Below are 17,186 nucleotides of genomic sequence, written 5' to 3' on the forward strand. Positions count from 1 at the left end.
CCCTCCGGGCCGCCTGCCTTCCGCTCCCGCGCCCGGACCGTCGGCCGCCGCCGGGACCGGCCGCCAGGCCGCACGCCCGCCGGCGGACGACTGGGCCGGGCTCGCATACCGCAGGCAGGGGGTAGAGAAAGTTTAAACACACGTGGACTGGGGCCTAGGGCAACAGCCGTGCGGCAGACAGCAGCCCTAGTCACGAACAAGCCTGGAGACGTAGCCGCCATCAACGAGTCGGCGGTACGAGGCATTGACTTCGTCTGGAACTTCCTGGGGGATCGCGAAACCGCGTTCTGCATAGACCGTGATGCGCTGGGTGTCCCACACGAGCATGTTGATCACGCGGTCGGCGTCTCCAATGGCGCGCACGTATTCGTCCAGCGGTAGACGCTGCGAGCTACAGACGATCTCGACCTCTGGCCAAATCTTCTTGGCCGTGGCGAACGCTCGACGTTGCTGGTAGGGCCGCGACACCAGCAAGATCGAGCCGACTGCAATATCCTTTGCGGCCAACAGTCTCCGGGTGTACTCGATGTTTTCGGCTGTGTTGGTCGCTTGCGGTTCGACCAGGATTGCCGAATCGGGAACCTCGCGTTCAAGGGCACGCTCGCGGTAGTGCACGGCTTCTCCCCGGGGAAACCGTCCTACGGTTGTCGGTGCGTTCGCGCCAGTGAACACGATCAGCGGAAAGTTCCCGGCCTGGTAGAGGTCGACAATGTGGTCGGCAACGCCAAGGTCATGGCTGCCCAGGCCGACGCCCACGTCGCAGGCTCGAAGTTCGTGATGAAGGTCGTGGTAGTTCCACAAGCGCTCCACATCCGCCCGAACGTTCTCCGGGATGCCTACTGTCGGTGCGTTCATTGCGATTCTCGCGCTCTCGGTTCAGTCGGGGATCTTGAACGTGTACGACCAGGCGAACCGTGATGCGGAGTGCACACCACGGGCGAACTCGACCACACGGCCGCTCGCGGTGCACGTCGCCCGGTTCAAGATCATTACCGGTTCGCCTGCCGGGAGTTCTAGGGTCCCCGCCTCTTCGGGGGTCGGCATCCTCGCGTACATGGTTTCCGTGATCGTGTCGGGTTCTAGCCCCTGGATGGTCAGGACCGCGAACCCGCCGCCACGCCCCGCTGGCCCTTCCGCTGGGTCGACCAAGGGGGTTCCTTCAACGTCCTCAGGGCGGTAGTAGCTCGTCAAGGTGTGGGTCGGCGTTCCTCGATCTTTGACAAGTCGGGCCCGACGACGACAACACCCCGGCCAAGACCGGGAAGACCCGGCGGGTACGCAAGCTCGGTGCCCGGATTTTCGAGGCTCGCCAGCTGCGGGGCCTGGTGCGGGACCCGGACCTGCAGGCCGTGGAAATGGAACGGCAGACCCGCCGCACCCTGATCGGGCTGTGGTTCTTCCTGTCGCTGGGCCTGGTGTTCACCACGGCCGGTGTCCAGAAGTTCCTGGCAGGCGATGCGACCCGCACGGATCCGCTGTGGTGGGCCGCGTGGACGGTCGAGCGGGCTGCTGATCGTGATCCTCAACTTCGAGGCCGTGATCCTCTCCTACGGTCTCGACCCGGATCACGAATGGTGGTACCGGCTGAAGAAGGTCCTGCTGGCCTCCACGCTGGCCATGAACGTCATCCCGCAGATCACGCCACTGCTGCGGGGCCGCTGGCAGGAGTTCAACCTGGGCTCGGCGGCGGTACACGCGATCATCCCGGTCATCGTCTACGGCATCGCCGAAGTCATCCCGGTCATCCAGGCAAAACGGCGGGAGATCATGCTCCTGATCTACGAGACCGCCGACCAGGCCGACGACACCGCAGAACCCGAACCCGGATCTGAACCGGCGCGGTCGGCCACCGAACCGGCCCCGGCTCCGACCTCGGCACCGGTTCCCGAACCAGCCCCGGCACCGGTTCCCGAGCCTGTACCGGGTCCGGTGATGCCTGCGATCCGGCGGGCTCCACGGCTCCCCGCTCCGATCCTCCAAAAGGTCAAGGACGCCCGCTCCCAAGCCCTGGCCAACGGGCGGGAGTTCACCGCCGCCGACATCCAGCGGGTAGCCAAGCTCTCTGCGGACATCGCCGAACAGGTCGCGGCCGAGTTCACCACCCACAACGGCCACGCCTTCAACTGAAACCGTTGCGGGACAACTGAAAACAGATACAAGCACAACCATGCTCGGCGGGCAGCACCACGCCGGGGATGGCCCTCGAAAGGTCACCACATGGTGTTGCCCACGCTCCCGGACGTCGACCGCATCAAGCAACGCATCCAAGCCCCCGATTACCGCGACTGGCGCAAGAAGGTCGAAGACGTCTACGGCTGCCTGCACCCGGTCCGCCTGTCCGGCAGCTGGCAGATCACCGACAAAACCACCGGCCAGGTGCTGACGGGCGCCCGGCCGAGACCAGCGGGCACATCCTGTCCCCCTGCGGCAACCGCCGCGAGTCGGTCTGCCCGGCCTGCTCGGACCGCTACGCCGCCGACGCCTTCCAGCTCATGCGCGCGGGCCTCTCCGGCGGCTCCAAGGGCGTCCCGGTCACCGTGTCCGACAAACCCCGCCTGTTCGTGACCCTCACCGCCCCGTCGTTCGGGCCGGTGCACAACCGCCGCACCACCGCCACCGGCAAGCACGCTCCCTGCCGCGGGCGCTACCACCACGAACACGACCCGCTGATCGGCCAAGAAGCGATCGACCCCGACGGCTACCGGCAAGCTCTGGAACCGCTTCACGACCAAGCTGCGGCGGCACCTCGCCCGCGCGGCCGGGATCACCGTCCGCGACTTCACCGACCACGCCCGGCTGTCCTACGCCAAGGTCGCCGAGTTCCAGCGGCGCGGCATCATCCACTTCCACGCCGTGATCCGCCTCGACGGCCCCGACGGCGCGATCGACGCCACCCCGGCCTGGGGCACGGCCGACGCTGTGCGGGCCGCTCACGCCGACACCACGGTCACCTCACCGAAGTTCGACGGCCAGGCGCTGACGTTCGCGTGGGGTGAACAAGTCGACATCCGGCCGATCCGCCCCGCCGAGGCGCGCCGGTTCGAGGACGAGCACGGCACGATCAGCGATGACCGGATCTCCTCCTACGTGGCCAAGTACGCCACCAAGGGCACCGGCAAGTCCGAAGCCGCTGACCGGCCGATCCGCTCCCGCACGGTGATCGAGCTCCTGCGCACCACCGAGCACCACAAACAGATCATGCGCACCGCCTGGGACCTCGGCGCACCTGTGGTCTGCCCCGACTGCCACCCCCACGGCGAGCACCAGGCCGGCGGCTGCGCCTGCGCCGCCATCGGCCACTGCGGCACCTGCGACAACGGCGGCTGGATCCCCGGGCCGCTCGACGAACTCAACCTGCGGCGCTGGACGCACATGCTCGCCTTCCGTGGGCACTTCCTGTCCAAATCGCGGGCCTACTCCACCACGTTCAAGCAGCTCCGCGAAGACCGGCAGATCTGGCGCTTTGAACAGAACCTCGCCGAACTCGGCGTCGAAGCCGACACCGTCGCCGTGGTCAACCACTGGGACATGACCAGCGTCGGCCACCGCACCGACGAAGAACGCGAACTCGCCGCCGCCATCGCCGAACGCACCCGCCAAGCACGCAAACACCGCTACGCCACCGAAAGGAAAGACTGACCACGCCGAACGCACCCGCCAAGCACGCAAACACCGCTACGCCACCGAAAGGAAAGACTGACCATGATCCGCAACCTCTGGGGACCGAACGACGTTGCCAGCTACCTCGGCGTCCCCGTCGGCACCGTCTACCAGTGGCGAAGCCGTGGCGGCGGTCCGCCTGGTCGCCGGGTTGGCAGGCATGTCCGATACAAGCCCGACCAGGTTGAGCAGTGGTTCGAGTCCCAGCCTGAGGGGGTGATCTGATGCCGCGCCCGCCGTTGCCTGTCGGCACCTACGGGAAGATCCGCTTCTACCGGACTACGACCGGTTGGCGTGCGATGACGAAGTATCGCGACTACGACGGCGTGACGCGGCCGGTTGAACGCATGGGAGCCACGCAGGCCAAGGCTTCAGCAGGCTGGTCTCACACCAGAGTCAAAGTTTGGCGAGGCTGCCGAGCTGTGGTTGAAGGAGTTCGAGGACGCCGTTACCGACGGTACTCGTTCACCAACGAGCTTGGACACCTACCGGGGACGGCTCAACAGCATTGTGCTTCCGGCGATGGCCGCGCTGCGGTTACGCGAGGTGACGGTTTTCCGCGTGCAACAGGTCTGCCAGGCGGTCAAGAAGAATCAGAGTGTTGACTCGGCCCGGACGGTGCGCAACATCCTCTCTGGAATCTGCGGCCTGGCGGTCCGGTACAAGGCCATGCAGGTCAATCCGGTTCGCGACATGGCACCACTCGAGGGCCGACGCAAGGCGTCTCGCTCACTCGAAGCTGAGGAGATGAAGGACCTGCTGCAGAAGCTCGACAGCAGCGAGGTAGCAATCCGTCATGATCTGCCGGACCTCGCCCGCTGGTATGCCGGGACAGGCTTCCGGACCGGGGAGGCTCTCGCTGTCCACTGGCATCACCTCGACCTTGACGCGGGCACCGTTGACTGGGCCGGAAACCTGATCCGCGCGAAGGGAACCGGCAACATGATCAACGACGGGAAGACAGAGGTCTCCGAACGGGCTCTCGCGCTGCCGACTTGGCTGGTGACCATGCTTCGAGAGCGGCAGGTGAGGCTGGCCGAGAAGTTCGGCATCGAGCCGGGCGAGCTAACCGGGCCAGTGTTCCCGAACACTCAGGGCGGTCTTCGCGACAAGCACAACACGCTAGCTCGGTGGCGGGACTTCCGTTCGGATGCCGGGTACCCGTGGGTGACCTTCCGGACCTTCCGCCGGTCGGTGGCGACGGTGTTGGACGATGCCGGGTTGACTGCTCGGGACATCGCCGATCAGCTCGGCCACTCCAAGGTATCGACGACTCAGGACGTATACATGGGGCGTCGGGTCAAGAGCCGCAAGGCGGCCGAGGCTCTGAGCAGGGTTGAGTGGTTCGCCGAATAAAGTGTGGGGAAAGTGTGGAGATGATCTCTCTGCGCTTTCCCCACAGGCGTTTCACCTGGGGTTTTGTGGGGCAGGTGGGACTTGAACCCACGACCTGACGGATTATGAGTCCGCTGCTCTGACCTGCTGAGCTACTGCCCCCGGCGGCTTTCGCAACACCGGCGATCGTAGCGAGGTCACGTGGGGCCGGAACTGGCGGGTGGACCGGGCCGACTGGCCTACGAGCCGGTTGATCTGACCGGGCGAATCCGCAGCGCACAGCGTTACGCCGAGTGGACTACCCGGGTACCGCCCGCACGAAAAAACGGGGCCGGCGCACCCGTGCAGTGCGCCGGCCCCGGACCGTCGTCGACTCAGCTGATGAAGCTGAAGACGTTGAAGGCTCCGCTGAGCTGGCCGATGACCACGATGGTGGCCAGCAGCGCGCCGATCGCCGCCACCGTGATCACCGACAGCATGATCAAGTAGACGATCGCCTTGATCGGCTTCGGCAGCCTGGCCACCGAGCCGAAGTCGGGCAGCGAGATGTGCGATTCCTTGCCGATCCCTGGTGCGGACATCCTGACTTCCCCCGTCCTCTGTCAGTCCCTTGGACGAAACACCGCTGCTCAAGAGACGAAGCGCAACGGGTTTCCGTTGCGCGCAACGCATCACGAGTTCATTTCGGAGCAATCGAGCGGATCAAACAGCACAGCCAAGCCATTCCAGCCCGCAGGTCGCGTGGCTTGCACAAATCATCCGTGCCGACACCGTCGACCGCGAGCCGAGCAAGGATGTGATCGCGCAACGATCCGGGATCGTTATCCAGCCCGACACCTGGTCACTCAGGCAGGTGACACGCACCGCCGCGACCACGGTGTCGCTACCGACAGCTCTCCACCGAAATACCCGCCACCGATCTTACCCAACGGATGCGCTACCACCGCCACCGGGCGTCGAGACCCTGCACACCCACATTCGACCGTCACGGTGACCCGGGGCGAACAAGCCGTGACGCCCTGTCGCGTCTCGAACGATCGGCACATCGGACGCACATCGAGCGTGCTCCGGCAACCTGTCGAGGGGGTGAACTCGCACTTCAAGATCCATTGTGGACACTTCTGTCGAGGCAGCTCGATCGCGACAACCCGCTCGACTTCTGCCGTGAGCGCAAGGAAGATCAAACCCGTCCGGGACGTCTAGGTGTTGGTGTTCTGCGGGCCGGGAGGGCGTCGGCGGTCCACAACCGGCTACGAGCCCGCGCCCGGCAACTCGCCGAGCTCGACCTGGCCCACGCGTTGATCGACTCCGGCCGGCTCTGGAGCACGAGCGCGGCTCCACCGGTCCGTGGACAAGCTCGCGGCAATCGCCCGATTCGAACCACCGAGCGCGATCTCGATAGACACGACCCACCAGGACGTCAGCGCGACCGCGACGCAGATCCTCGCCTTCTGACCGAATCCGGGGGAATTCGAAATACCGACCGTCAACATTCGGGATTACCGCAATCGGCTTCCGCTCGTTGTTCCGAACAGTCCTGAGCGGTTGCTCGGCAGGTCCGGTTCATCAATTTCGCTCGTACGGCGCAGGAACGATCCAAATCGGCGAACCTTTCCGGATCCGCTCCACCACGATCGCCATTTCGCCGAACCTGCTCCAGCCACTCCTGGCCGCTCGCGATGGCGCGAGCACTACGGCCGGGAACTCGCCCAATGGCGGCATCTCGCCCACCGCGACCACCCGCTGCCGCCATCCGCCCCCCTGCTACACCCAAGCCCACAGTTCGGACGACCAGCCCGCGGCAGGCCAAAACCGACGAGGCACCCGATCCCGCAGAGCTGCGCAGGGAATCCCTGCAGGGCCCGATCCCCGCGGCGCGCGCACTGGCCGTCGAGCAGAACGCCCTGGTCCGCGTCGTCCCCGACCCCTCCAGATACGTCACCCAACTCCGCCTCCTCGGCAGCACGTTGGTGACTAGCGAACTGATCCTGGTCGCGACGAACGCCGACCGAAGGCACCTGATCGAAGCGGGCTTCCACGCCCGTCTCCTCATCGCGGCCAACCCCTGAAGCACGACCTCGCACGATCACCCCCTTGGCAGGGTGAGTTGAGTCACGTAATCTCTCCGGCCAAGAATGTGAACTTGGTTCATTTTCTCAGGCTGCTGAGGAGAACATCCCATGACCGTTGCGAGGCGACAGGTGCTGGCCGCAACAGCGGCGGTTCCACTGGCCGTCTCAGCTCTCAGAGGCGCCAGCGCCGCTGCCGACCCCACCCGGGCATACCTGGTCGGTCCCGGCATCGCCGACGTGACCGGCCCGGCCGCCGAGAACGGCATGATGGGCTACTCCATGCCGCAGCAGCAGACCGCGGGCATCCATCTCCGCACCCTCGCGCGGGCCTTCATCGTGGCCGGCGCGACAAGCGGATCGTGCTCGTGACCGCCGAACTCGGCGCCATCTTCCAGTCGGTGCACCAAGGGGTGCTGCGCCGGCTCGAGGAGTCCTACGGCGATCTCTGCGCCGAGCAGAACGTGCTGCTTCAAAGGTGACTGTGGACGCTCGGTTCACCCCCGGCGGCCCGCGGCACGCCAGATGCACCGCGGCGATCGGCGCCTCCATGCCGGCGGGCAGCACCGAGGACGGCCCCGGCATCCCGATCCCCTAAGGCATCAAGAACCCGTTCCTGGACTGGCTGGGCGGAGCGGATGCGCCGATCCCGCACGAGTTGGCCGACGCCCAAGCACCCAAGCTGGTCGCGGTGCCATTCGGCGCGATGAAGCCGTACCCGTGGTGCCCGGAAGTGCTGCCGCTCCAGCTGATCCGGATCGGTCAGCTGTACCTGGAGGCCGGGGCGGAGGAGTACACCATCGACGCCGGGCTGCGGATCCGCCGCACCGTGGCCGCCGGGCCGGGCGTGCCGCTGGAGAACGTGCTGGTGCACGGCTACGCCAACGCCTACAGCCAGTACGTGACCACGCCGGAGGAGTACGACGCGCAACACTACGAGGGCGCTTTCACCCTGTTCGGCAGGTACACACTGCCCGCCGCCTACCAGCACCAACGCCTGCTCCGCGGCGTTAAGGCCGACCTCGTCAATCCACACCCGGTCACCGCACAGCACGAACCGGAACGCCAGTTGGCTGACCGCGACCATCGCCCGCGTCTCGGCCTGCGGGTTCGGTGAGGTAGAGGTAGGCGAAAGACTGGCCGTAGACCAGCACGGAGACGATCTCGTACCACTGGTCGTTCAACCTGCCACTGCGCTCGATCCAGCCCTTGGCTCGCGCCCTGTCCTCGGCAGCCTCCGGGGTCGCCCGCGGATCGTCCGGCTAATCAAGCCCGCTGCCGCACCAGGTCACGAACGCCGGCACGTCGAACTTACGCTGCGCTTCCGTCGCCGAGACCAGGCCGGTTTCGTGACGGATCTTCTCGTGCCGCACGATGGCGCCGAACTCCCAAAGACTGCACTCCACCTCAGACCCCTACGCGGTTCCGCGTTGGACCCTTCGGGCCGATTGGCCGCGCGGCAGCATATCGACACCGAGTACGCAACATGTCAGAAAATGCCACGGAAACGCGCCCTCACTCAAATGGTCTAGTCAATGCTCTTCAGCTGCCACGGTCACCGGAGCAGACGAGAGGCGTGGAATTGTGCGCCATCTCACAGAAGAATCGTGTCGAGCGGCCGCACTACTGGCCTAATTGGCGATTCGCTAGTTCGGTCAACCGGCCCACCGCACAGTCACCAGTCCCTGGAAGTTAACGATAGGCACGCTCCGACCTCAATGGATCCCTTATACAACACGGGGTGTCTGCCAAGTGGATGATCACGGCAAACCGTACTTACGTAGCAGCCTTCGTGCTGGGCACAGGAGCCGCCATCCGGTGATTACATTGACGGCCGACAGCAGGAGTGGCGTCGCGAGCAGGATCAGGTAGCCGATGGTTGCCGGGGTGTAGCCGACCGGTTGGTCGCCGGACAACTGGCGGTAAATGGGGTCGCCGACTGTTCTGACCGATGCGCTCACGGTACCAGTGAAGAAAAACGTGGAGATGATCGTGGTGAGGATCGTGCCACCGAACAGCGTGACGAGCACTCGCCGGGCCCTGGTCGCGAAGGTCACGTTAAGGTGCCCGTTTTTCACGTAGACCGGCGCAAACGCCAACGTGACACCAGAAGAGAAATAGAAGAACGCCGAGAGACCACCCATCATCGTCACCAGACCGGTCGTCGCCCAGGTCGCCGTGGGCAGCCGGTAACCGATCACGACCACCAAAATGCCAATGACGACACTCAAAACGACCGACAACGATCCAATGAGTACAGACCAGAACTGGATTTTCCGCCCGAGTTGCGACGGCAGCACCATAAACTCGTGGTAGGCGGGGCGTTGTGCCGGAGCGCGGTAGTGGTGCGGGGGTACGCCTGGCCCACCGGGGTTCATCGGTTGACTCGCCAATCTGATCCGTCACCGTCGCTGACGCTACCGTCGGAAAGGTCACGGTCCGAGCGAGACCACGTGCTGCCGACGTCGCGGATCTTCTGCGTGAGGGCGGTCTGCTCGGTCTCGATCACATCCAGATAGGAATTCACCGCCGTGATCGCAGCGGTGATCAAGCCGATCGCGACGCTTACACCCGTCGCGATCGCGCCGATCGCGGCACCTGCGCCCACGATGGTGCATGCCGCAGCGACGGCGCCGACGACACCGACGATAAAGACGGCTATGGCTACATAGAGCGCCAATTTGAAGGCGTCGAGCGCGTTCGCCAAGCTGTTCAGCGAGTTGCGGATCTGCAGGGCGAGATCTTTTAGACCCGTGAGCCCGTCGGCTTGTGCCGGAACGATCGCTTTGTAAGCTTCGGCCGCACGGCCCGTCCATTCGACGTTTGCATCGAGGTTGTGCAGAGCGACATCACCCGCAACGTCTCCGATCGGGTTGGCGACTCCGCTTGCCCACATCTCGGCTTTGAGCCTGAGTCCGGCGGAGTTGCCGGGCTGGTTCCACGCCTGCTGGATCTTGGCCCAGAATTCTTGGATCTTCTGTTTCACGACCTCCATGCCCCGTTGAATCGGCTCAATCAGGTGCGCAAAGGCTTCAGGGACCCAGGTGAGAACCTCATTGACCTTGTCGAAGAACTCCTTGATCCTCTGGTTCAGCTCCTGCAGCTTGTCGTCGACCTGGCCGACGAGCGGATCAGCCACCATAGATGTCCCCCTGCATTCGGTACGCGTTCTGGATTTCGTGCATCCCTTGCTCGTCGTCACGCTCGTACTGATCGGCCGAACTACGCAGGTCCGCGCCGATCTCCCTGAAATACTCGGCCGCCTGACGGATCATGTCTTCCAGCGCCGTGCGGGCGTCGTTGAAAGCGTCGTCCAGGCCCATGTCAACCGCCCATATCGACGCTTCTTCGCCCGTGATGTTGAGCGGCCCCAGGGCGTGCAGCGGGGCGTTCAAGCTGTCGGCTGCGGCTTCCCAAACGCGCGCATCCGACCGCAGCGCCTCCAGCGCAACGTCGACGCCATCACCAGGTTGAGTCACGTGGCACTCCTCGTGTCATCAGGGCGGTCACGACAGAAGACCGAGCCGGCGAAGGAACAGCTGCGGGTCGCTAGCCAGGACATTCAGCTCGTCAATGGCGCGGCTGTGAGGCCCCTGCGCCAATTCACCAGGCGAACTCTGCTCACTCAGATGTGTCAAGACCTCGGTGAGCTCAAGCTCGATCTCCGAATTCCGCGAGGACGCGGCCCAGCCCGAGTCGATCCACACCTCCAGAACCTGCCCACTCCTGGCAGAACCCCGAACATGCCCACCCGAACTCTCCACCGAGACCGTCCGGTCAACGCGAGCGGACAGCTGCTCGGTGAAGCCGTTGAGATCAGCCGAGACCGTATCCACCAACCTCATCACGTCGTCCTTGCCTAGCGGCGACGTATCAGGGACATCAGCCGGTTCGCCAGCCGCGGAGAGAGAAGGCGTCTGCTCGACACGTTCGACCTGGTTCTCAAGCACCCGCATGGTCGCAGCCGTGAATGCGGAAAGTACAGCCGCCCCAAGCTCACGTGGGTCGACCGAACGTCGCCAATCCGCAGCAAGAACAACCGAGGTCACAGCCCCGGCATCCGTGACATGGACAGTGACCGCCGGCGCCTCAGAGTCGGCCGTGTCATCCGTATCGCTCGCGAACGAACCACCACTGGGTAAGGGATCCTCCAGATCCTCGAAGTCCTCGAACTCCGACAGCGGGTCGTACTCGGGTTCCCAATCGTTCGCCCGACGCCTGCCGTAGCTCATCCGACTTCCCCTCCCCAGAATCGAGTGCCGGGTCAGTCTGCCGCCCAAACCCTCACCCGCACGTAGAGGGCTGCGGAATGTGTCCTGCGAAACGGCCAGTAGGGTGAAAGATCGCCGGGATGAGATCCGCCAGCCATTCCAGCTGAGTATTTCCTGGCAACGACGTAGCATCGGCGCCGGGTTCGTCGGGCACGCGGTGATCCCGGTCGGCAGCACCGGCTGCCCGGGAACCTCGATTGCCGAGTCGGCGGGAATACGGGGCGCGGTACAGGATCGGACGCGGAACTGGCGGCGATGGTGCTGGAAACTACTCAGGCCCGGTGGCCGCTCTGGCGGCGGTAGCTCAACCAATTCCCAGCCTTGGCAGCACCTCTAGCGCGACCAGTACTCGCACTGGGGCAGATAGTGCTGCCGCTGGTGTAGGTGCCACAGGTCGTGGCCAGCGTGACGGCAACGACAATGAGAGACCAACAAGCACCTGGAGCGGCGATGCGGACGCGGCTCGTTCGCCCATGCGGACCCGAGGTTAAAACGTGATCATTAAGGTTGCACCCTCCAGCCTCCGCAAGAGGATGGGCGGCCGTTGAGCCAGAACCGTTCCGCACGCCTATGGAAGTTGCGTCGCAGCTCGGCTGAAAACGGAGCGTTTCTGGACTGCTGATCTTGAAACCGGTTCCAAAAAGAAGAAGCCCAGACCGTATGACCTGGGCTTTTGCTCCTCCGACTGGACTCGAACCAGTAACCCTTCGGTTAACTGACCGTTCTGGCCGCCAGTCGCCGCCGGTCGATCTAGCTGGGAAATTTGTGATCGCTCACGACCCCAGTCGCCCACGTTCGCCCCGAATCGGCCGCGTTTCTGCACCATAAATGCACCCTCGTTCGTGATCTTGGCGCCGAGACGGCTGGCCAACCCCTTGGCCGTATTGCACAACCGGGCAAGTTGTTCTCGGTACGGGAGCGGGCCACGCCGTAGAGCCCCTACACGGCCTCGGAGGCGTCGAACCAACAAGGCGTCTGGAAGGCGGTGCGTCAAGACCCCACCCTGCCCAAAGTCGGCGAAACGCCCAGAATCAACCGAAAAGGCCATCCGCACTGTCCTTCTGCGCTCGGTGATCAGTGGGATGATCTTGGATATGCCGAAATCGCCGCGCGTCGTGCTCGCCTCATTCGGTCCTGACCAGTTCGCAACACTCCACTCCACATGCGAACAAGCCGGATTCGTGCCGGTTTCCTACGCTTACTCCCGTTCCAAGAGGCCGCGACAGCGGAGTTCCCCGAACTCCGGGAGGATTGTCGGCGAAGTTCTTAATGCCATTCCACCCGGCATGGACCTGTTGCTCCCCGGCAGCGCCGACGGTCTGGCCACCGCCCTGTCCGGGTATTGCCCTGATCTCGTAGTGGTGTACGGGTTTTCTTGGAAGCTGCCCGAAACCGTACTGCGCTTGCCCCGGTACGGCGTCATCAACGTGCACACTTCTTTGCTGCCGCGGTACCGAGGGCCCGCGCCGGTCCTGTGGGCGATCCGCAACGGCGATGCCGACATGGGTGTGACGATCCACCGCATGGACGGCGAATTCGACACAGGGAACATCATTGTTCAGCGAGGTGGCATTCCGCTGGACGACGACATCACTCAGGAAAGCTTGTCGGCGCGAATCAATCCGGTGATCGGCGATCTTCTCAGCATCGCGCTCGAACGCGTCGCGACAGGGTTCCCGGGGACCCCGCAGGACGACTCCGAGGCGTCCTACGCAGGGTTCATGGAACCGGGATTCTCGCACGTAGACTGGTCGCACACTGCCCGCGACATTCACAACCAGGTTCGCACGTTCCGACACATGGGATCCGGACGCGGTCCGCTCGGGCAGATCGACGGCCGGTGGGTGAAGATCCTCCGCACCAGTACTACCCGGGCGGAAGGCATCCGGGTTGACTGCGCGGACGGGCCACTTTGGGTGACCGAATTCGTGCCCGCCGAGCCACCCGCTACGGACGGCCCAACGCCTCGGTAAGGCGTTCACGTTTCGCGGCGGCTTTCGGATCTTCGAAGTCGGTAAGGCTTCGCAGGGCTTCCTGCCGGCAGTGCGATGCTTCCGCGGCCGCGTCGGTAGCAGCGAATGCTACGGCGAGGTCGTCGAGCGTGTGAGCCAGCTGCCAGTGATCTCCGAGTTCGCGGTGGATCGCTGCCGCTCGCCGGTGGAAGCCGACTGCCTCTCGGAGGCGGCCTAGTTCCTGGTACGCCTGGCCGGTGCCGTGCAATGACATGGCCTCGCGGCTGCGATCGCCCAAGCGCTGCTGAATGGTCGCAGCTTCCTGACAGGAGACCAGCGCCTCGCCCGGTTCGCCCACAGCCCGCTGGATCCGCGCCAGTTCGACCAGCCAATGCGCTTCCCACATCCGGTTGTTGAACTGGTCGGCTATGGCGAGAGCATCGCGAATAGACGAAAGCGCATTCTCGACATCGCCCGTTTCCCGTAGGGTCATGCTAAGGATGAACAGGGCGTTTCCTTCGCGGGCGCGATCGGCCAGCTCTCGGTAGACCCGAAGTGCCGCATGCAGGTTTTCGATCGCTTCCCCGAATTCCCCGAGCTCGTAGTAGGTCTCCCCGAGATTGCACAGCGCGAGGCCCTCCCGGCGCCTGTCCCCGATCTCTCGCGAAATCACCATGCTCTGTTCGAAGTAGGACTTCGCATCTGCCAGCCTTCGTCGCCGGAGCCCAAGTAAGCCGAGAGCATTGATGGAAATCGCCCTTCCCGGTTGATCGCCGATTTTCTCGCGAATCGTCAAGGCAGCGCGGTGGTAACTCTCGCTCTCGGCCAGCCGACGCGCTTGGAAGGACGATTTCCCCAGGCTTTCGAGCATCTCGGCTTCCCCGTGGAGATCGCCGACCTGGCGAGCGGACTCCAGTCCGATGAGACTGGTTGCCAGCCAATCGTCGAATATGTTCCTGCTCGCGTAAATGCTCCGCAGCATGGCTGAAAGCTGCCATGCGACCCGATGCAGCGAGACGTCCGAAGCAGCACGAGCAGCAGCGACCAGATTGGATCTCTCCACCTCGAACCAGTCCAACGCCTCAGTGCGACCGGCGAAGGTAATGGGAACGACATCCACCTCGGGTGGTTCGAGGGAAAATCGCCGAGTGCCAGGGAAGATGACGTGCAGCGCGGAATCAAGCGTGCGCAGATACCAGCTGAGCACGCGTCGCAATGCAGCTCGGCGGCTTTCCGGTGCCTCCTCGTGAAACACCTGGTCGGCCGCGTAAGCACGCAGCAGATCGTGGAGTTGATACCGCCTGGACGCGCTCTGCTCAAGCAGATGCGCCCCTACCAAGACATCCAGTTGGCGACGTACCCGACTGCCGTCAGCGTTGATCAACACTGCGGCTACCTCTGCGCCGAATTCCGAGCCTGGAAGCAGACCCAGCAGTCGAAACAGCCGCGCCACCTCCGCTGACAGCGCCCGGTACGACCAGGCGAACACGGTTCGAACCGCGTCGGCCTCCTCGTCATCTTCGGCTGTGAGGGCATCCCACAACGCCGACTCGTCGCGGAGATCCGAGATCAGATCGCCAAGCCGCATCAGCGGCCGACTGGCAGCACGCTCCGCGGCGATCCGCAACGCCAGTGGTAGCCGTGCGCACAACCGGGCCAACTCCCGCAATTCAGCGTCGTCGTCATTTGACCGGTAACCCGCAGTGACCGCGCGCAGCAGCGCGATGGCCTCCGTCTCGGGGAGCATGTCCAAACTCAGCCGCCGCGCACCGTCTCTGGCGACCAGCCCCGAAAGCCGGCTGCGGCTGGTCACCACAACCAAGCACCCGGCCGTTCCGGGCAGCAAGGGCCGCACCTGCCCGACCGACGCGGCATTGTCGAGGATGATCAACACCCGCTGGCCGGCCAGCCGCGAGCGGTACAGGGCGGCCTTTCCCTCCAGTTCGGCAGGGATCGCGGCCGCGGGTTCGCCGAGTGCCCGCAGAAACCGGTCGAGAGCTTCTTCGGCCGTTACCGGAAGGCCCGGGTCGTAGCCCCGGAGGTTGGCGTACAACTGCCCATCCGGGAAGCGGTGCCGCATCAAGTGCGCCCAGTGCAGGGCCAACGAAGTCTTACCGACCCCAGCGGTACCCGTGATCACCGACAGCGCCACCGCCAAGGGTTCATCACGGTCATCAGTCAGGACGCCATCAAGGTGTTCCAGCTCCGCGTTCCGGTTGACGAAACTACGCACATCCCCGGGAAGCTGCTGCGGTGTGGGGACGGACGACCGGTCGGCTCCGTGGAAGTGGACACCTCCATAGACATGCCGGGCCTGCACGACATCAGCTGTCGACCCGGACACTTCCGTGCGGTTGTCATGCCGCGATAGTTCGTCCGGGTCTCCACTGTGCATTCGTCATTCCCCACCGGGAGCTGCTAACGGGACCACCCTGCGTTCGAAGTAACTGGACAGGCTTTCTCCCATCTCATAAAGGTCCTGGATGAACTGCTGACACCGCGTGATCAGGCTCCGGTCCTGATATCTGATACCGGCTTGAAGAACCCCGTCTTTGTCGTACTCAGCTTGGTACATGACGTCATTCCCGAGAGTGTAGATCTCGGGCAGTGAACCGACCTTTTCGAAGTGCTCCACCTGTTCGACGTCCACTACGTGGACTTTGCCGCCGCACTCGTGCCGAATTCGCAGCAGATGCAGTTCCCACTGAAGATAGGGAGTGATTGGCTCTTCGACTACCCTGACCCGCCAAGTACCGAACCCCTGTTCGGCAATCCGCCGATAGTAGTCCGCCAGGCTGCTACGCCGCGATTCGATCAGGCGCATCGCTTCAGCCCAATCTCCGCTAGCGAAGGCCGCCCAGCTGTCGTTTCCCGGCTCCTTGAAATGTTGTTGGCGCTCCAGCTTCCAGAACCCCGGCTCCTCAATGCGCCAGAAGTGCCGCTGAAAGTCAGCGCGGTACTCGTCGAGCGGCATCCGATCGCCTCGCGCGCCGTCAAGCAGCTCACTCATCGGGTATGTCCAACTTCGCAGCCACGATCGTGGCCCGCGGGATGATCACGAGCCGCTCATCCGCGTCAACAGTCACACCCGCGGGGAGCCGCGACCGGTAGGAGTCCGTGAGATCCCGTCCGATGACTGCGACATCGCCGTTATCGAGCTCCCAGATGTCGGGACAACTGTCGTCCTCAGAGGTCAAACTGAGCTCGTGCGCAGACTTCCCCCATCGCCGTGCAAGCGAGGACGACGGGTCCGCTTCCCATCTTTTTCGGGGCATTTCGCACCTCATATCCGTCCACGGCACGCTTGTCGGCCGCGGAACCGCTCGACCCTTGATTCAATTGTCCGCAACTCGCAAAGTGTCATATACCAGAGATGACACTATTCGACCAACGTAGCATGATGATCTTGAACAGCGTCGTCCTCGTTGTCACTTTGCGCTGATCGAACCCGGAAGTACGCCCAATTTGGTGAAAGCCGGAACCCCTACCCAACTCGCCACCGAACCATCCTGGTCCACTACAAGAACTACTCGGATTCCAATGAGGTGATTGCAGGTAACCATCAATGATGGTGGTTGCATGTAACCATGCAGTCACTACGTCGCATATCACTACGGTTTGCGTTCGACGATGTGTCAGACGGGTGGCGAACTCTAGTCGGCGGAGGCAGCAGGGCTTGCCGACGAGATCGCGAGCCTTCGCGCGCTGACTACACGTCTGCAGGCGGAGAACAGGCGGTTGCTGCGCCTGTTGGAGTTGACGTCGGCCCAGGCGTCACCGCCTGGGCGTGTTCCTCGACCTGTCGACGATGGAGCCGCACGACGACCAGTAGGCATTCTCGTCGTCGCTCGGCCGGACGAGCCCGGCCGAGGTCAACCGGGTCGACCGCCGCGCCGGAA

At 64.1% G+C, this 17,186-nt stretch carries 17 protein-coding genes, 1 tRNA gene and 2 pseudogenes; 8 read left to right on the forward strand and 12 right to left on the reverse strand.

Annotated features, from left to right (window positions below):
• Positions 1 to 186 precede the first annotated feature (186 nt).
• Positions 187 to 855 carry a YdcF family protein gene (locus tag SSPN_RS0113960; RefSeq protein ID WP_010695575.1) on the reverse strand — a complete coding sequence of 223 codons (669 nt, stop codon included), beginning with the start codon at positions 853 to 855 and terminating at the stop codon, positions 187 to 189.
• A gap of 21 nt (positions 856 to 876) precedes the next feature.
• A pseudogene (locus SSPN_RS0113965) lies at positions 877 to 1,197 on the reverse strand (UTRA domain-containing protein); the annotation flags it as partial.
• Between the two features lie 318 nt (positions 1,198 to 1,515).
• On the opposite strand from SSPN_RS0113965, the gene SSPN_RS43755 reads away from it, so the two are divergent.
• From SSPN_RS43755 to SSPN_RS43765, 4 genes and pseudogenes are all read left to right on the forward strand, one after another.
• Entirely contained in the window at positions 1,516 to 2,127 is a 612-nt protein-coding gene (locus tag SSPN_RS43755) for a hypothetical protein (protein ID WP_237710542.1), read from the forward strand.
• A 90-nt stretch (positions 2,128 to 2,217) separates the two neighbouring features.
• Positions 2,218 to 3,639: pseudogene (locus SSPN_RS61580) on the forward strand (replication initiator).
• Between the two features lie 63 nt (positions 3,640 to 3,702).
• Complete coding sequence (locus SSPN_RS0113980; RefSeq protein WP_010695580.1) at positions 3,703 to 3,885, forward strand: helix-turn-helix domain-containing protein; 183 nt, start codon at positions 3,703 to 3,705, stop codon at positions 3,883 to 3,885.
• Positions 3,886 to 4,086: 201 nt separating this feature from the next.
• Complete coding sequence (locus tag SSPN_RS43765) at positions 4,087 to 5,016, forward strand: site-specific integrase (protein ID WP_148271960.1); 930 nt, start codon at positions 4,087 to 4,089, stop codon at positions 5,014 to 5,016.
• A 66-nt stretch (positions 5,017 to 5,082) separates the two neighbouring features.
• Here the strand turns inward: SSPN_RS43765 and SSPN_RS0113990 are convergent.
• Both SSPN_RS0113990 and SSPN_RS0113995 read right to left on the reverse strand, forming a co-directional pair.
• Positions 5,083 to 5,157 (reverse strand) — tRNA-Ile (locus SSPN_RS0113990).
• A gap of 212 nt (positions 5,158 to 5,369) precedes the next feature.
• Positions 5,370 to 5,576, reverse strand: coding sequence for a hypothetical protein (locus SSPN_RS0113995; RefSeq protein ID WP_010695582.1), 207 nt, complete (start codon positions 5,574 to 5,576; stop codon positions 5,370 to 5,372).
• A gap of 1,131 nt (positions 5,577 to 6,707) precedes the next feature.
• On the opposite strand from SSPN_RS0113995, the gene SSPN_RS0114005 reads away from it, so the two are divergent.
• The 3 genes from SSPN_RS0114005 (at position 6,708) to SSPN_RS59705 (ending at position 8,181) form a co-directional block, all read left to right on the forward strand.
• Positions 6,708 to 7,064 carry a hypothetical protein gene (locus SSPN_RS0114005; protein ID WP_010695584.1) on the forward strand — a complete coding sequence of 119 codons (357 nt, stop codon included), beginning with the start codon at positions 6,708 to 6,710 and terminating at the stop codon, positions 7,062 to 7,064.
• Between the two features lie 111 nt (positions 7,065 to 7,175).
• Positions 7,176 to 7,436 carry a neutral/alkaline non-lysosomal ceramidase N-terminal domain-containing protein gene (locus tag SSPN_RS59700; RefSeq protein WP_010695585.1) on the forward strand — a complete coding sequence of 87 codons (261 nt, stop codon included), beginning with the start codon at positions 7,176 to 7,178 and terminating at the stop codon, positions 7,434 to 7,436.
• A 286-nt stretch (positions 7,437 to 7,722) separates the two neighbouring features.
• Positions 7,723 to 8,181, forward strand: a complete 459-nt coding sequence (locus SSPN_RS59705; RefSeq protein ID WP_010695588.1) for a neutral/alkaline non-lysosomal ceramidase N-terminal domain-containing protein — start codon at positions 7,723 to 7,725, stop codon at positions 8,179 to 8,181.
• 145 nt (positions 8,182 to 8,326) lie between these two features.
• Here SSPN_RS59705 and SSPN_RS56695 read toward each other — a convergent pair whose 3' ends face one another.
• The 5 genes from SSPN_RS56695 to SSPN_RS0114050 form a co-directional block, all read right to left on the reverse strand.
• Complete coding sequence (locus tag SSPN_RS56695; RefSeq protein WP_010695589.1) at positions 8,327 to 8,470, reverse strand: hypothetical protein; 144 nt, start codon at positions 8,468 to 8,470, stop codon at positions 8,327 to 8,329.
• 354 nt (positions 8,471 to 8,824) lie between these two features.
• Entirely contained in the window at positions 8,825 to 9,367 is a 543-nt protein-coding gene (locus SSPN_RS0114035) for a hypothetical protein (protein ID WP_010695590.1), read from the reverse strand.
• 71 nt (positions 9,368 to 9,438) lie between these two features.
• Positions 9,439 to 10,206 carry a hypothetical protein gene (locus tag SSPN_RS0114040; protein WP_010695591.1) on the reverse strand — a complete coding sequence of 256 codons (768 nt, stop codon included), beginning with the start codon at positions 10,204 to 10,206 and terminating at the stop codon, positions 9,439 to 9,441.
• Positions 10,196 to 10,543, reverse strand: coding sequence for a type VII secretion target (locus SSPN_RS0114045; protein WP_010695592.1), 348 nt, complete (start codon positions 10,541 to 10,543; stop codon positions 10,196 to 10,198). The genes SSPN_RS0114040 and SSPN_RS0114045 overlap by 11 nt, the downstream gene beginning before the upstream one ends.
• A 27-nt stretch (positions 10,544 to 10,570) precedes the next feature.
• Positions 10,571 to 11,296: a hypothetical protein gene (locus SSPN_RS0114050; protein WP_010695593.1), complete on the reverse strand. Its 726-nt coding sequence runs from the start codon at positions 11,294 to 11,296 to the stop codon at positions 10,571 to 10,573.
• Between the two features lie 1,133 nt (positions 11,297 to 12,429).
• On the opposite strand from SSPN_RS0114050, the gene SSPN_RS0114055 reads away from it, so the two are divergent.
• Positions 12,430 to 13,308: a methionyl-tRNA formyltransferase gene (locus SSPN_RS0114055; RefSeq protein WP_029535316.1), complete on the forward strand. Its 879-nt coding sequence runs from the start codon at positions 12,430 to 12,432 to the stop codon at positions 13,306 to 13,308.
• Here SSPN_RS0114055 and SSPN_RS0114060 read toward each other — a convergent pair.
• The 3 genes from SSPN_RS0114060 to SSPN_RS0114070 all read right to left on the reverse strand — a co-directional run bounded on the left by SSPN_RS0114060 (position 13,283) and on the right by SSPN_RS0114070 (position 16,484).
• Positions 13,283 to 15,520: an ATP-binding protein gene (locus tag SSPN_RS0114060; protein ID WP_202798819.1), complete on the reverse strand. Its 2,238-nt coding sequence runs from the start codon at positions 15,518 to 15,520 to the stop codon at positions 13,283 to 13,285. The genes SSPN_RS0114055 and SSPN_RS0114060 overlap by 26 nt on opposite strands.
• Positions 15,521 to 15,685: 165 nt before the next feature.
• On the reverse strand, positions 15,686 to 16,297 hold the full coding sequence (locus SSPN_RS0114065; protein WP_010695596.1) for a DUF6879 family protein: 612 nt from the start codon (positions 16,295 to 16,297) through the stop codon (positions 15,686 to 15,688).
• Positions 16,290 to 16,484, reverse strand: a complete 195-nt coding sequence (locus SSPN_RS0114070; RefSeq protein WP_010695598.1) for a hypothetical protein — start codon at positions 16,482 to 16,484, stop codon at positions 16,290 to 16,292. The genes SSPN_RS0114065 and SSPN_RS0114070 overlap by 8 nt, the downstream gene beginning before the upstream one ends.
• Between the last annotated feature and the right edge of the window lie 702 nt (positions 16,485 to 17,186).

This window comes from Saccharopolyspora spinosa NRRL 18395 (assembly GCF_000194155.1).
Classification (GTDB): domain Bacteria; phylum Actinomycetota; class Actinomycetes; order Mycobacteriales; family Pseudonocardiaceae; genus Saccharopolyspora; species Saccharopolyspora spinosa.

Coding starts and splice junctions, on each gene's coding strand:
- SSPN_RS0113960 (WP_010695575.1), bottom strand. CDS start 855: ATGAACGCACCGACAGTAGGCATCCCGGAGAACGTTCGGGCGGATGTG.
- SSPN_RS0114055 (WP_029535316.1), top strand. CDS start 12,430: ATGCCGAAATCGCCGCGCGTCGTGCTCGCCTCATTCGGTCCTGACCAG.
- SSPN_RS0113995 (WP_010695582.1), bottom strand. CDS start 5,576: ATGTCCGCACCAGGGATCGGCAAGGAATCGCACATCTCGCTGCCCGAC.
- SSPN_RS0114050 (WP_010695593.1), bottom strand. CDS start 11,296: ATGAGCTACGGCAGGCGTCGGGCGAACGATTGGGAACCCGAGTACGAC.
- SSPN_RS0114065 (WP_010695596.1), bottom strand. CDS start 16,297: ATGAGTGAGCTGCTTGACGGCGCGCGAGGCGATCGGATGCCGCTCGAC.
- SSPN_RS0114040 (WP_010695591.1), bottom strand. CDS start 10,206: ATGGTGGCTGATCCGCTCGTCGGCCAGGTCGACGACAAGCTGCAGGAG.
- SSPN_RS59700 (WP_010695585.1), top strand. CDS start 7,176: ATGACCGTTGCGAGGCGACAGGTGCTGGCCGCAACAGCGGCGGTTCCA.
- SSPN_RS0114035 (WP_010695590.1), bottom strand. CDS start 9,367: ATGGTGCTGCCGTCGCAACTCGGGCGGAAAATCCAGTTCTGGTCTGTA.
- SSPN_RS0113980 (WP_010695580.1), top strand. CDS start 3,703: ATGATCCGCAACCTCTGGGGACCGAACGACGTTGCCAGCTACCTCGGC.
- SSPN_RS0114005 (WP_010695584.1), top strand. CDS start 6,708: ATGGCGGCATCTCGCCCACCGCGACCACCCGCTGCCGCCATCCGCCCC.